Origin of the sequence: Mycobacterium paraffinicum (genome assembly GCF_025822865.1) — a bacterium.
In the GTDB taxonomy this organism is placed as follows: Bacteria; Actinomycetota; Actinomycetes; order Mycobacteriales; family Mycobacteriaceae; genus Mycobacterium; species Mycobacterium paraffinicum.
In genome coordinates this window covers 42,391-56,109 of record NZ_JACKUR010000039.1, presented here as the reverse complement: position 1 = coordinate 56,109, position 13,719 = coordinate 42,391, and the positions used below count along the sequence as shown (strand labels likewise).

General features: G+C 69.7%; 13 protein-coding genes. 1 reads left to right on the top strand and 12 read right to left on the bottom strand.

Translation table 11 applies throughout. The annotated features are described in order from the left end of the window. Window positions 1–20: 20 nt before the first annotated feature. From metK to mihF, 5 genes are all read right to left on the bottom strand, one after another. Window positions 21–1,232, bottom strand: coding sequence for a methionine adenosyltransferase (gene metK, locus H7J89_RS24000; RefSeq protein ID WP_264047365.1), 1,212 nt, complete (start codon window positions 1,230–1,232; stop codon window positions 21–23). 96 nt (window positions 1,233–1,328) lie between these two features. After that, window positions 1,329–2,567 carry a bifunctional phosphopantothenoylcysteine decarboxylase/phosphopantothenate--cysteine ligase CoaBC gene (gene coaBC / locus H7J89_RS23995; protein WP_264047363.1) on the bottom strand — a complete coding sequence of 413 codons (1,239 nt, stop codon included), beginning with the start codon at window positions 2,565–2,567 and terminating at the stop codon, window positions 1,329–1,331. Window positions 2,568–2,589: 22 nt separating this feature from the next. After that, complete coding sequence (rpoZ, locus tag H7J89_RS23990; protein WP_055403752.1) at window positions 2,590–2,916, bottom strand: DNA-directed RNA polymerase subunit omega; 327 nt, start codon at window positions 2,914–2,916, stop codon at window positions 2,590–2,592. 73 nt (window positions 2,917–2,989) lie between these two features. Beyond that, a complete protein-coding gene (gene gmk / locus H7J89_RS23985) occupies window positions 2,990–3,658 on the bottom strand; it encodes a guanylate kinase (protein ID WP_264047360.1) in 669 nt (222 codons plus the stop codon). 49 nt (window positions 3,659–3,707) lie between these two features. After that, complete coding sequence (mihF, locus tag H7J89_RS23980; RefSeq protein ID WP_007171927.1) at window positions 3,708–4,022, bottom strand: integration host factor, actinobacterial type; 315 nt, start codon at window positions 4,020–4,022, stop codon at window positions 3,708–3,710. 467 nt (window positions 4,023–4,489) lie between these two features. On the opposite strand from mihF, the gene H7J89_RS23975 reads away from it, so the two are divergent. Then, on the top strand, window positions 4,490–4,912 hold the full coding sequence (locus tag H7J89_RS23975) for a TOBE domain-containing protein (protein ID WP_066945151.1): 423 nt from the start codon (window positions 4,490–4,492) through the stop codon (window positions 4,910–4,912). Between the two features lie 77 nt (window positions 4,913–4,989). Here the strand turns inward: H7J89_RS23975 and pyrF are convergent, their stop codons facing one another. Genes pyrF through pyrR form a run of 7 tightly spaced genes read right to left on the bottom strand, consistent with a single transcriptional unit; the run spans window position 4,990 to window position 13,626 of the window. Continuing rightward, a complete protein-coding gene (gene pyrF, locus H7J89_RS23970; protein ID WP_264047356.1) occupies window positions 4,990–5,817 on the bottom strand; it encodes an orotidine-5'-phosphate decarboxylase in 828 nt (275 codons plus the stop codon). Further along, window positions 5,814–9,179 (bottom strand): carbamoyl-phosphate synthase large subunit, encoded by a 3,366-nt coding sequence (gene carB, locus H7J89_RS23965; RefSeq protein ID WP_264047353.1) that lies wholly within the window; start codon window positions 9,177–9,179, stop codon window positions 5,814–5,816. The genes pyrF and carB overlap by 4 nt, the downstream gene beginning before the upstream one ends. Next, window positions 9,179–10,315, bottom strand: a complete 1,137-nt coding sequence (gene carA / locus H7J89_RS23960; RefSeq protein WP_264047351.1) for a glutamine-hydrolyzing carbamoyl-phosphate synthase small subunit — start codon at window positions 10,313–10,315, stop codon at window positions 9,179–9,181. Before carA ends, carB begins: the two co-directional genes overlap by 1 nt. Continuing rightward, complete coding sequence (locus tag H7J89_RS23955) at window positions 10,312–10,812, bottom strand: PH-like domain-containing protein (protein ID WP_264047349.1); 501 nt, start codon at window positions 10,810–10,812, stop codon at window positions 10,312–10,314. The genes carA and H7J89_RS23955 overlap by 4 nt, the downstream gene beginning before the upstream one ends. Then, complete coding sequence (locus H7J89_RS23950; protein ID WP_264047347.1) at window positions 10,809–12,101, bottom strand: dihydroorotase; 1,293 nt, start codon at window positions 12,099–12,101, stop codon at window positions 10,809–10,811. The genes H7J89_RS23955 and H7J89_RS23950 overlap by 4 nt, the downstream gene beginning before the upstream one ends. Next, window positions 12,098–13,057, bottom strand: coding sequence for an aspartate carbamoyltransferase catalytic subunit (locus H7J89_RS23945; protein ID WP_264047345.1), 960 nt, complete (start codon window positions 13,055–13,057; stop codon window positions 12,098–12,100). Before H7J89_RS23945 ends, H7J89_RS23950 begins: the two co-directional genes overlap by 4 nt. Beyond that, complete coding sequence (gene pyrR, locus H7J89_RS23940; protein WP_264047342.1) at window positions 13,054–13,626, bottom strand: bifunctional pyr operon transcriptional regulator/uracil phosphoribosyltransferase PyrR; 573 nt, start codon at window positions 13,624–13,626, stop codon at window positions 13,054–13,056. The genes H7J89_RS23945 and pyrR overlap by 4 nt, the downstream gene beginning before the upstream one ends. Window positions 13,627–13,719: the final 93 nt, after the last annotated feature.

The following is a 13,719-nucleotide window of genomic DNA, read 5'->3' as shown; positions in this document are numbered from 1 at the left end:
GCGTCTTCTCGTCGAGTCCCCTAGACGGCGCGCTTGAGGTCGTCGACCTTGTTCAGCTGCTCCCACGGCAGCTCGATGTCGGTGCGGCCGAAGTGGCCGTAGGCGGCGGTCTGCGCGTAGATCGGGCGCAGCAGGTCCAGGTCGCGGATGATGGCGCCGGGCCGCAGGTCGAACACCTCCGGGACGATCTTCTCGATCTTGACCGGGTCGACCGTGGCGGTGCCGAAGGTCTCGACGAACAAGCCGACGGGGGCGGCTTTGCCGATGGCGTAGGCCACCTGCACCTCGACCCGCTCCGCCAGGCCGGCGGCGACGATGTTCTTGGCCACCCAGCGCATCGCGTAGGCCGCCGAGCGGTCCACCTTGGACGGATCCTTGCCGGAGAAGGCGCCGCCACCGTGGCGGGCCCACCCGCCGTAGGTGTCGACGATGATCTTGCGGCCGGTCAGCCCCGCGTCGCCCATCGGGCCGCCCAGGACGAACTTGCCGGTCGGGTTGAAAAGCAACCGCGTCGACGAGGTGTCCAGCGTGTCGTGGGCCAGGTCGTCGAGCACGGTGTTGACCACCTTTTCCCGGAGGTCGGGGGTCAGGGTGTGCTCCAGGTCGATGTCGGCCGCGTGCTGGGTGGAGATCACCACGGTGTCGAGCCGGACCGGGACGTTGTCCTCGTATTCGATGGTGACCTGCGTCTTGCCATCGGGCCGGAGGTAGGGCAGGACGCCGTTCTTGCGCACCTCGGTCAGCCGCCGGGACAGGCGGTGGGCCAGCGCGATGGGCAACGGCATCAGTTCGGGGGTGTCGGCGATCGCGTAGCCGAACATCAGGCCCTGGTCACCGGCGCCCTGCGCGTCCAGCGGGTCGCGCTCACCCTCGACCCGGGCCTCGTAGGCGGTGTCGACGCCCTGGGCGATGTCGGGCGACTGCGCGCCGATGCCGATGTTCACCCCGCAGGACGCCCCGTCGAAACCCTTGTCCGACGAGTCGTAGCCGATCTCGAGGATGCGCTCGCGGACCGTGTTGGTGATGTCGGCGAACGCCTCCTTCGCCGTCGTCGTGACCTCGCCGACGACGTGCACCTGGCCGGTGGTCACCAGCGTCTCGACCGCGACACGTGAGCGGGGGTCCTGCGCCAGCAGGGCGTCGAGGACCGAGTCGCTGATCGCGTCACAGATCTTGTCGGGATGTCCCTCAGTCACCGACTCACTGGTAAACAGGCGACCATTTTCGCTCACAATCTCAATCCTTCCGAATAATTAGTTAACCGAATTATATCGGCGGGCGTCTTCCGGCCAGCACCTGGCCTGGCGCCACAGGAGAACCGAACCCGATTACCCGCCGCCGTGCAGGAACGTGGCGATCGCATCCACGATACGACTGGCCATCAGCGTCTTGGAGCCATGCTGCAGTGCGGACTCGGTGCCGTCGGACGCGAGCAGCCACCCGTCGTTGCTGTCCACCTCGAACGCCCTACCGTCGCCGACCGCGTTGACCACCAACAGGTCGCAGCCCTTGCGCCGCAGCTTGGCGCGGGCGTGAAACAGCACATCGCCGTTGGCGTCGCCCGTCTCCGCGGCGAACCCGACGATGGCCCGCATGTTCGGCAGTTCGCCGCTGGCGCGCGCCCGCACCGCGCCGGCCAGGACATCGTCGTTTCGCACCAGCTCGATCGCCGGTGGGCCTTCGTCACCCTTTTTGATCTTGGCGGCGGAAACCTGCGCGGGCCGGAAGTCGGCGACGGCCGCCGCCATCACCAGCACGTCGGCCGCGGGGGCGTGCTTGGCCACCGCGTCACCGAGCTGTTCCGCGGAGCTGACGTGGACCACCTCAACCCCGGCGGGGTCGATCAGTCCGGCGGTGTGACCGGCGATCAGCGTGACCTCGGCGCCGCGCTGGGCGGCGACACGGGCCACCGCGTAGCCCTGCTTGCCCGAGCTGCGGTTGCCGATGAAGCGCACCGGGTCGATCGGTTCGCGGGTGCCGCCGGCGGTCACCAGCACCTTGCACCCGGCGAGGTCGTAGGGAAGCGCGTCGTGGCGTTCCAGCAGCAGCTGGGCCAGCGTGGTGATCTCCTCCGCTTCGGGCAGCCGGCCCGACCCGCTGTCGGCGCCGGTGAGCCGGCCGAACGCGGGTTCCAGCACCACCGCACCGCGGCGCCGCAGCGTCGCCACGTTGTCGATGGTGGCCGGGTGCAGCCACATCTCGGTGTGCATCGCCGGCGCGAACAGCACGGGGCAGCGCGCCGTGAGCAGGGTTGCGGTCAGCAGGTCGTCGGCGCGGCCGTGCACCGCTCGCGCCAGCAGGTCCGCGGTGGCCGGCGCCACCAGAACCAGGTCGGCCTTCTGGCCGAGCTGGACGTGCGGCACCTCCGGGACGTTCTCGAAAACCCCGGTGTGCACCGGCTGGCCGGAGAGCGCCTCGAAGGTGGCGGCCCCGACGAACCGCAACGCGGATTCGGTGGGGATGACCCGGACCAGGTGGCCGGCCTCGGAGAGCTGACGAACGACCGTGCACGCCTTGTAGGCGGCGATGCCACCGGAGACGCCGACGACGATCCGTTTACGGTCCACAGCCTGCCCGGCCCTGCCCTAGTTACTCGCCCTCGGTGTGCTCGAGCAGGTCGGCGTGGATCTCGCGCAGGGCGATCGACAGCGGCTTCTCCTGAAGCCCCGGCTCGACCAGCGGCCCAACGTATTCGAGGATGCCCTCGCCGAGCTGGTTGTAGTAATCGTTGATCTGGCGGGCCCGCTTGGCGGCGTAGATCACCAGGGCGTACTTGCTCGACACGCGGTCCAGCAGCTCGTCGATGGGCGGGTTGGTGATGCCCAGCGGGGTGTCGTAGGCGCCCTGCCCTCCCGCCGAGGGGTCAAACCGATCGGGGACGGCGGCCAACGCGGCGTCGGACTGCGGAATGGTCACTTAGGTCAATCTCCTCAACGTTCGAAGCGGTCAGAGCCCCGAAACGGCTTAACTACCGCTGGCAATTCGATGCTCAGTCTCGATTGGATCTGGTCTGACTGGTCTGGCCGGGCGCCTCATGCCGAGCCGGCGCAGTTTCCACCAGCAAGGATACCAATTCTGCGCACGCAGACTCCAATTGACTGTTGACCACGACCTCGTCGAAGTCGTCCTTGGCCGCCATTTCGATGCGGGCGGTCTCGAGGCGGCGCTGCATGGCTTCCGGTGTTTCGGTGCCGCGGCCGACGAGTCTGGCCTCCAGGTCTTCCCAGCTGGGTGGGGCCAGGAAAACGGTGATGGCCTCGGGCATCGCCTTCTTGACCGCCCTGGCGCCGGCCAGGTCGACCTCGATGAGCACCGGGATCCCGGCGGCGGTGGCGGTCCGCACCGGCTCGGCGAGGGTGCCCGATCGGTGCAGTCCGCCGTGGATGTCGGCCCACTCCAGCAGCGCGCCGTCGTCGATGAGCTGCTGGAAGCGGGCGGGGCTGACGAAGTGGTAGTCGACGCCGTCGACCTCGCCCGGCCGCGGCGCCCGCGTCGTGGCAGAGACGCTGAAATGCAGGTCCGGTATCCGCTCGCGCAGGCACCGGACCACTGTCGACTTGCCGACCGCGGAGGGACCGGACAGCACGACCACGCGTCCCTTGCCAGGTGGTGTGGGACGCGTCCCGTGCTCGACGTCCGGTCCCCCGCCGGCGCTCACTGGCGCTCCTGGGCCGGTGCGCCCACAGGGCGGGTTGGCCGAGGCCGGGTTAGGAGCCGAACTTTTCCAGCAGGGCCTTGCGCTGCCGATCGCCCAATCCCCGCAGGCGGCGGGTGGGGGCGATCTCCAGCTCGGTCATGATTTCCTGTGCTTTGACCTTGCCCACCTTGGGCAACGCCTCAAGCAGCGCGGAAACCTTCATCTTGCCCAGGACTTCGTCGGTCTCGGCGTCCTTGAGCACCTGCGTGAGGTTGGTGCCGCCGCGCTTCAGCCGGTCCTTGAGCTCTGCTCTAGCTCGACGTGCGGCAGCCGCCTTCTCCAACGCGGCCGCGCGCTGCTCGTCGGTCAACTGGGGAAGGGCCACGATTCCTCCGTATCTGATCAATCAATCTCAATCGATCGCTTTTTGTCTCCGCCGGCACTTCAGCCAGCGCAGACGACCGTACTCAGGCCTCCTGACGAAATCTAACCCGACCCCCTGGTTCGGGGGGCAAACTCCCAGCAAGAGCCCCGCACGCGGCCCGAAAATCCGGTTCGCCGAACGTCGCCGACGACGTCCGCGACCGGTGCCGTCCGGGCGGCCGCATCGCCTGGTTGAGCGCCGAAATCAGCGCTCTGACCAGCGACTTTAGCGCATCGGGGTGGCGGGATCGCCGTCGCCGGGGCGGCGGCGAAGGGCGGTCTCGACGGCCGGAAACCCCTCGTGCCGGGGATCACGCATTTTTCGTCGCGTGTCGCGCGTGTCGCGTTGCTGCCGCCCCGGCGCGGTTCGACCGGGTGACGATTGCTGGTAGCAGCCCCAGCTAATACCGGCCGGGTTACCATCTAGCGGTGTCGAACCTGCGGATCCGTCAGGCCGCTGAGCTGCTCGGAGTCAGCGACGACACCGTCCGGCGATGGATCAACCAAGGATCGTTGTCGGTAAGTCACGACGCGGCGGGCCGCAAGGTCATCGCCAGCGAGGACCTGGCCCGGTTTTCCCGGACCAACGCGCCCGCCCCGCCGCCGGACCCGCTCAGCATCGGCAGCTCGGCCCGCAACCGCTTTGTCGGCCTGGTCACCAAGGTCACCAGCGACAAGGTGATGGCCCAGGTGGAGATGCAGTGCGGCCCGTTCACCGTCGTCTCGCTGATGAGCACCGAGGCCGCCGAGGAATTGCAGCTGCGGCCCGGCAGCGTCGCCGTGGCGGTCGTCAAGGCCACCACGGTGATCGTGGAGACCGCCCGGCCCAGCACGTCGATCGCGTCGGACTGACGCGCTCCTGGGGCCTCGGACGCGGCCCCGGGGCGTTTCCGGTGCGTAGCGGCCACACTCGGCGCCCAGCGGGGCGTCTAGAGGGCTCCCAGATAGGCCACCGCGTCCAGCATCCGCTCGCCGGCCGCCCGCAGCTCGGGGACTCCCGGCCCGGCGCGCAGCACCTCGCGGGCCACCGCGGGCAGCAGCTGGCCGGGACGCGCCCCGCCCAGCCCGGCGAGCGCCTCCGGCCGGCCGCCCTGCACGCCCAGCCCCGGCACCAGGACCGGTCCGCCCAGCGCGCTGAGGTCGGGGGCCTCGAGGACCGTCGCACCCACCACCACGCCGACGTATCCGGGCCCGGAGGGCGTGGCGGACTTGTTCACCACCGCCGCCTGGTCGACGACCAGCTGGGCGACCGTGCGGCCGTCGAACGCGGCGCGCTGGACGGTCGCCCCCTCGGGGTTGGAGGTGGCGGCCAGCACGAACACGCCCCGATCGTGCGCGGCGGCGGCCTCCAGCAGCGGCCGCAGCGAGCCGAACCCCAGGTACGGCGAGGCCGTCACGGCGTCGGCGGCCAGCGGCGAGTCCCCCGCCCAGGCGGCGGCGTACGCCGCCATCGTGGTGCCGATGTCGCCGCGCTTCGCGTCGGCCAGCACCAGCACGCCCACCGACCGCAGGGCGGCGATGGTGCGTTCCAGCACGGCGAACCCGGCGGCGCCGTGGGACTCGAAGAACGCCACCTGGGGCTTGACGACGGCGAACCCGGCGAACGCCTCGACGCAGATGTCGCAGAACGCGGCCAGCCCGTCGGCGGTGGTCGGCAAATCCCACGCGCGTAGCAGCTCGGGGTGCGGGTCGATGCCCACGCACAACGGGCCGCGTTGCGCCTTGGCCTCGGCCAGCCGGAGGCCAAACCCGGTCACCGGGTGCCTTCCCCGGGCGCGGCGCCCTGCCCCATGAGGCTGTGCAGTTCCTGCAGGGACCGCACGCCGATGTCGCCGCGGATGCCGGCCTCGATGCCCTGGATGGCGGCCGACGCGCCCTGCACCGTCGTGACGCAGGGGATGTTGACCGAAACCGCGGCCGAACGGATCTCGTAGCCGTCGATGCGGGGGCCGGAATTGCCGTAGGGCGTGTTGATCACCATGTCGATTTCGCCGGCCTTGATCGCGTCGACGGCGGACACGGCCGGGCGGCCCGGCTGCGCCGGCTCGAAGTGCTTGCGAACCTCGTCGCAGGGAATCCCGTTGCGGCGCAACATCTCCGCCGTGCCCTCGGTGGCCAGCACGCGGAAGCCCAGGTCGGCAAGGCGCTTGACCGGGAACACCAGCGACCGCTTGTCCCGGTTGGCGACCGAGACGAAGATGGTGCCCTCCGCCGGCAGCGACCCGTACGCGGCGGTCTGGCTCTTGGCGAAGGCGCTGCCGAAGTCGCGGTCGATGCCCATCACCTCGCCGGTCGATTTCATCTCGGGGCCCAGCAGCGAGTCGATGGCGGCCCCGTCGGCGCGGCGGAAGCGGTGGAATGGCAGCACCGCCTCCTTGACAGCGATCGGGGCGTTCTGGGCCGCGTGGGCGCCGTCCCCGCAAGCCGCCAGCATGCCTTCGGCGCGGAGCTGGGGGATGGTGGCGCCCAACATGACCCGGGCGCACGCCTTGGCCAGCGGGACGGCGGTGGCCTTGGATACGAAAGGAACGGTACGGCTCGCTCTCGGGTTGGCCTCCAGGACGTAGAGCACGTCGTCCTTGAGGGCGTACTGCACGTTGAGCAGGCCGATCACCCCGATGCCGTGCGCGATCGCCTCCGTCGCGCGGCGCACCTTCTCGATGTCGCTGCGGCCCAACGTGACCGGCGGCAGCGCGCACGCCGAGTCGCCGGAGTGGATGCCGGCCTCCTCGATGTGCTCCATGATCCCGCCGATGTAGACCTCGCTGCCGTCGCACAGCGCGTCGACGTCGATCTCCACCGCGTCCTCGAGGAAGCGGTCGACCAGCACCGGGTGCTCGGGTGAGAGCTCGGTGGCGCGGGTGATGTAGCCCTCCAGCGTCTCCTCGTCGTAGACGATCTCCATCCCGCGCCCGCCCAGCACGTACGACGGCCGCACCAGCACCGGATAACCGATCTCGTCGGCGATCCGGCGGGCCTGCGCGAAAGTCGTTGCCATGCCGTATTTCGGCGCCGGCAAGCCGGCGCCCAGCAGCACGTCGCCGAAGGCGCCGCGGTCCTCGGCCAAATCGATCGCCTCGGGCGGGGTGCCCACGATCGGGACCCCGGCGTCGGCGAGGCGCTGCGCCAGCCCGAGCGGGGTCTGGCCGCCCAATTGCACGATGACGCCCGCCACCCCGGGACCCGCGCCGGCCGACTGCTGCTCGGCGCGGAACACCTCCAGCACGTCCTCGAAGGTCAGCGGCTCGAAGTACAGCCGGTCGGCGGTGTCGTAGTCGGTGGACACCGTCTCCGGGTTGCAGTTGACCATCACGGTCTCAAAACCGGCCTGGCTCAACGTGGTTGCCGCGTGCACGCAGCTGTAGTCGAATTCGATGCCCTGGCCGATGCGGTTGGGTCCGGACCCGAGGATCAGCACCTTGGGGCGCTCGGTCTGCGGGGCCACCTCCGTCTCGGCCGCCGGGTCGAGTTCGTAACTGCTGTAGTGGTAGGGCGTCTTGGCCTCGAACTCCGCCGCGCAGGTGTCCACTGTCTTGTACACCGGGTGGATGCCGAGCCGCGACCGCAGCGAGCGCACCCCGTTCTCCCCCGCCAACTCGGGCCGCAGCGCGGCGATTTGGCGGTCCGACAGCCCGTTGTGCTTGGCGCGGCGCAGTAGGTCGGTGTCGAGCACCGGGGCGTCCAGCAGTTCGGTGCGCAGCTTGCCCAGCTCGCCGATCTGAGCGACGAACCACGGGTCGACGCCGCTGGCCTCGGCGACCTGCTCGACCGAGGTGCCCAGCCGCAGCGCCAGTTCGATGTCGTAGAGCCGGCCCTCGGTCGCGGTGCGGAGCCGGTCGAGCACCTCGTGGACGTCCCCGTCGGGGTCCGGCTTGGTCCAGAAACCCGCGCGGGTGGTCTCCAGCGATCGCATCACCTTGCCGAGCGCCTCGATGAAGTTGCGGCCCAACGACATTGCCTCGCCAACGGACTTCATCGTGGTGGTCAGGGTGGGGTCCGCCCCGGGGAACTTCTCGAACGCGAACCTCGGCGCCTTGACGACGACGTAGTCGAGGGTGGGTTCGAAGCAGGCCGGCGTTTCCTTGGTGATGTCGTTGACGATCTCGTCGAGGCTGTACCCGATGGCCAGCTTGGCCGCGATCTTGGCGATCGGGAAGCCGGTGGCCTTGGAGGCCAGCGCGCTGGACCGCGACACCCGGGGGTTCATCTCGATGACGATCAGCCGGCCGTCGGTCGGGTTGATCGCGAACTGGATGTTGCAGCCGCCGGTGTCCACCCCGACCTCGCGCAGGATTGCGATGCCCAGGTCGCGCATCCGCTGGTATTCCCGGTCGGTCAGCGTCATGGCCGGCGCGACGGTGACCGAGTCACCGGTGTGCACGCCCATCGGGTCGACGTTCTCGATCGAGCACACCACGACCACGTTGTCGTTGCCGTCGCGCATGAGCTCGAGTTCGAATTCCTTCCAGCCGTAGATCGATTCCTCGATCAGCACGTTGGCGCTGGGGCTTTCGGCCAGGCCGGCGCCGGCCATCCGGTCGACCTCCTCGACGGATCGCGCCATGCCCGAGCCGAGGCCGCCCATGGTGAAGCTGGGCCGCACCACGACCGGCAGGCCGAGTTCGGAGACCGTCTCGCGAACCTCTTCCATGGTGAAACACACTCGGCTGCGGGCGGATTCACCGCCGACCTTGGCGACGATGTCCTTGAACATCTGCCGGTCCTCGCCGCGCTGGATGGCATCGATGTCGGCCCCGATGAGCTCGACACCGTGCCGCTCCAGCGCCCCGTTCTCGTGCAGCGCGACCGCGGTGTTGAGTGCGGTCTGCCCGCCCAGCGTGGCCAGCAGGGCGTCGATCTTGTTGCCGCGCTCGGCCTGCTGGGCGATCACCCGCTCCACGAACGCCGGGGTGATGGGCTCGACGTAGGTGTGGTCGGCGTACTCCGGATCGGTCATGATGGTGGCCGGGTTGGAGTTGATCAGGCTGACCTGCAGCCCCTCCGCTCGCAGCACCCGGCAGGCCTGGGTGCCGGAGTAATCGAATTCGGCCGCCTGGCCGATGACGATCGGCCCCGAGCCGATCACCAGCACGTGACGCAAGTCGGTGCGACGCGGCACTAGCGCCCCCTTTCGCTCTGTTGGGCGGCCATCAGCTCGATGAATTGGTCGAACAGGTATTCCGCGTCGTGTGGACCGGCGGCGGCCTCGGGGTGGTACTGCACCGAGAATGCCCGCCCGTCAGCGAGTTTGACGCCCTCGACCACCCCGTCGTTGGCGCAGGTGTGGCTGACCACGGCCTGCCCGAACGGCGTGTCGAAGGATTGGCCCGCCTCGCCTTCCAGCGCGAAGCCGTGATTTTGTGCGGTCACCGCCACCCGCCCGGTGGCGTGGTCCATGACCGGGATGTTGATGCCGCGGTGGCCGAAGACCATCTTGTAGGTGGACAGGCCCAGCGCCCGGCCCAGGATCTGGTTGCCGAAACAGATGCCGAACAACGGGATCCCGGCGCCCAGCACCTCGCGGGTGAGCGCCACGACATGGTCGGCGGTCGCGGGGTCGCCGGGGCCGTTGGACAAGAACACGCCGTCGGGTGCGATGTCGGCGATCTGCTCGAAGCTCGTCGACGACGGCAGCACGTGGCTGCGGACGCCGCGGCGCGCGAAATTGCGTGGGGTGTTGGTCTTGATGCCCAGGTCCAGCGCGACCACCGTGAAGCGTTGCGGCCCTTCGGCTTCCACGATGTAGCGCTCCGGGGTGCTGACCTCGCCGGCGAGGTCGGCACCCAGCATGGAGTGCTGCCCCCGCACCCGCTCCACCAACTCGGCCGTGTCGGCGAGTGCCGCACCGGAGAACACCCCCGCCTTCATCGATCCGCGGGTGCGCAGGTGGCGCACCACCGCCCGGGTGTCGATGCCGGCGATCCCGACGATGTGCTGGCGCACCAGCTCGTCCTCCAGGGTGCCGGTGGCGCGCCAGTTCGACGCGCGCGGCGACGGGTCGCGCACCGCGTAGCCGGCGACCCAGATCTTGTCACCCCGGCTCTCACCGTCCTCGGCGTTCCAGCCGGTGTTGCCGATCTGGGGCGCGGTGGCCACCACGATCTGCCGGTGATAGCTGGGATCGGTCAGCGTCTCCTGGTAGCCGGACATGCCGGTGGAAAACACCGCCTCGCCCAGCGTTTCGCCGACCTTGCCGAACGGCGTGCCGGTGAAGACGCGCCCGTCCTCGAGTACCAGTAGGGCCGTGTTCGTCACGCTGCTTCCTCTTCCAGCCACTCGGCGTAGTCTTCGCGGTGGTTTGCGCGAAAGCCGGTGTCGATCTCGACTCCTGATGGCAGCCGCCACCGAATCGCCAAGATCCCGATCCGGGCCGGCGCCCTGCCTCCCATGCTGCGCTCCATGCGGATAGCGCTGATCGAGTCCTTCGGAATCCAAATCGGTTGGGCCCGCAGCCGTTCCACCATGATTCCGCCGGAATATCGGGTCAGGACCCCTTTGCTCCGGTAACCCAGATCGCCGGCCGCGATCCGCTCGTGCCAATCCGGCGCCATCATGGAACCGCAATAGTGGCCGCGGGTGGTGACGATCGCCGCGCCCACCTGGTCGGGCACGTCGGGCAGGTCGCCGATCAGCTCCGCCTGCCGCAGCGAGCGGCGCCGCCAGCTGCGCATCATCACCTGGATCACCACCGCGATCACCACCACCAGCACAGCCGCGAAGATCAGCGACCCCACCAGCGTGCCTGAATTCATGCCGGGCACTTCCCGTCTCGCGCGGTGACCTTGCCGCGCAACAGGGTCGCCGTCACGGTGGCGGGCAGGGCCATCGACTCGAACGGCGTGTTGGCCGACCGGCTGGCCAGATCCGATCCGGCGACCGTCCAGGTGGCGTCGGGATCGACCACCGTCAGGTTGGCCGGCTCCCCCACCTCCAGCGGGCGGCCGTGATCGGGCAGCCCGACGATGCGGGCGGGGTTCTCACTCATCACCCGCGCGACGTCACGCCAGGTCAGCAGCCCGGGCGTCACCATCGTCTGCACCACGACCGACAGCGCGGTCTGCAGACCCAGCATGCCGGGACGGGCCGCGGCGAACTCCACGCACTTCTCGTGCTCGGCGTGCGGGGCATGGTCGGTGGCCACGCAGTCGATGACCCCGTCGGCCAGGGCTTGGCGCAACGCCACCGCGTCGGCGGCCTCGCGAAGCGGCGGGTTGACGCGATTCACCCCGTCGTAGCTGGCCAGTCTGCCGTCGTCGAGCATCAGGTGATGCGGGGTGACCTCGGCGGTGATCGAAATCCCTTGCTCCTTGGCCCATCTCACGATCTCGACGGTGCCCGCGGTGGACGCGTGGCAGATGTGGACGCGGGCTCCGGCGTCGCGCGCCAGCAGCGCGTCGCGGGCCACGATCGATTCCTCGGCGGCCCGCGGCCATCCCGAAAGCCCCAACCGGGCGGCGGTCGGTCCCTCGTGGGCGACGGCGCCGACGGTCAGCCTGGGTTCCTCGGCGTGCTGGGCGATGAGCGCCCCCAGGCCGGCGGCGTACTCGAGGGCGCGGCGCATCACCAGCGGGTCGTGCACGCAGATGCCGTCGTCGGAGAACATCCGGACCTGCCCGGCCCCGGCCGCCATCATGCCCATCTCGGTGAGCTCCGCGCCGGCCAGTCCGACGGTGACGGCGCCGACGGGGTGCACGTCGACCAGGCCGACCTGTTGGCCGCGGTGCCACACGTGGTCGGTGACCACCGGGCTGTCGGCGACCGGGTTGGTGTTGGCCATCGCGAACACCGCGGTGTAGCCGCCCAACGCCGCTGCGGCCGAACCGGTTTCGATGTCCTCGGCGTACTCCCGGCCCGGTTCGCGCAGATGGGTGTGCAGGTCGACCAGTCCCGGCAGCAGCACGTGGCCGGTGGCGTCGATGACGTCGGCGGTGTCGCGGATCCCCAACTTGGCACCGATGTCGGCGATCTGGCCGTCATCGACCAGCACGTCGACCCGATCGCCCTCGCCGTACAACCGGACCCCGCGGATCAGCACGCTCATGCCACGCCCTCTTTTCCGGCGGATTCCGCTCCCACCAGTACATGGAACAGCACCGCCATCCGCACGTGCACGCCGTTGGAAACCTGTTGCAGCACCGCCGATTGCGACGAGTCTGCCACCGACGATGCGATCTCCATGCCGCGCAGCATCGGCCCGGGGTGCAGCACCACGGCATGGCCGGGCAGCATGGCCTGGCGGCGATCGGAAAGCCCGTAGCGGGAGGAGTATTCGCGCACCGACGGGAAGAAGCCGCCGTTCATCCGCTCGGCCTGCACCCGCAGCATCAACACGGCGTCGGCGGCGGGCAGCTCGGCGTCGAAGTCGTTGGTCACGGTGACCGGCCACCCGTCGACGCCGACCGGCAACAGCGTCGGCGGCGCCACCAGCACCACCTCGGCGCCCAGGGTGTTCAGCAGCATGACGTTGGAGCGGGCGACCCGGCTGTGCAGGATGTCGCCGACGATCACGATGCGCCGGCCCTCGATGCCGCCCAGGCGCTGGCGGATGGTGAGCGCGTCCAGCAGCGCCTGCGTCGGGTGCTCGTGGGTGCCGTCCCCGGCGTTGATCACCGAGGGCCCAGAGTCGTTGCCGGCGCACGTCCAGTCGGCGAGCAGGTGCGCCGCCCCGGACGCCGGGTGGCGGATGATCAGCGCGTCGGCGCCGGCCGCCCGCAGCGTCAACGCCGTGTCGCGCAGCGACTCCCCCTTGCCCACCGACGATCCGGCCGCGCTGACGTTGATCACGTCGGCGCTCATCCACTTGCCCGCCACCTCGAACGACACCCGGGTGCGGGTGGAGTTCTCGTAGAACATCGTGATCACGGTGCGGCCGCGCAGCGTCGGCAGCTTCTTGATCTCGCGGCCCACCAGCGCCTCGGCGAACCGGTCCGCGTCGTCGAGGATGGCGGTGGCCTCGTCACGGCTCAGGTCGCCGGCGGCCAGCAGGTGACGCGTCATCGCGAGATCACCACCCCGTCGCGACCGTCCTGCTCGGAGAGCAGCACGTGCACGCTCTCGCTGCGGGAGGTGGGGACGTTCTTGCCGACGTAGTCGGCGCGCAGCGGCAGCTCGCGGTGGCCGCGGTCGACCAGCACCGCAAGCTGCACCACGCGCGGGCGGCCGACGTCGCGCAGCGCGTCCAGCGCGGAGCGCACCGAGCGCCCGGAGTACAGCACGTCGTCGATGAGGATCACCAGCGCGTCGTCGATGCCGCCGGCGGGGATCGAGGTGGCCTCGAGCGGGCGCGGCGGCTTCTGCATCAGGTCGTCGCGGTAGAGGGTGATGTCGAGCCCGCCGTGGCCGACCTGAACACCGCTGTACTCGGCGATGTTGGTGGCCAGGCGGTTGGCCAGGATCACGCCGCGGGTCGGGATGCCCAACAGCACCACCCGCGGCGCATCGGGATTATCCAGCGCGGTCTTTTCGATGATTTGGTGTGCGATACGGGAAATGGTGCGACCCACGTCGGCCGCCGACATCAATTCCCGGGATTCGCGGCCCACGCCACTCTCACCCAAAGCACCCATACGAGACTTGACCTCCTTCTCCGCCTCGCCGGACGGATCGTTAAAGGATGTCGACTGCACGGCAGCGTAGCACTTGTTCGAACGCGCGCCGGC

Bases quoted from the DNA above. Each gene is read 5' to 3' on its own strand.
- H7J89_RS23955 (WP_264047349.1), bottom strand. From the start codon at position 10,812: ATGAATTCAGGCACGCTGGTGGGGTCGCTGATCTTCGCGGCTGTGCTG.
- H7J89_RS23950 (WP_264047347.1), bottom strand. From the start codon at position 12,101: ATGAGCGTGCTGATCCGCGGGGTCCGGTTGTACGGCGAGGGCGATCGG.
- pyrR (WP_264047342.1), bottom strand. From the start codon at position 13,626: ATGGGTGCTTTGGGTGAGAGTGGCGTGGGCCGCGAATCCCGGGAATTG.
- H7J89_RS23945 (WP_264047345.1), bottom strand. From the start codon at position 13,057: ATGACGCGTCACCTGCTGGCCGCCGGCGACCTGAGCCGTGACGAGGCC.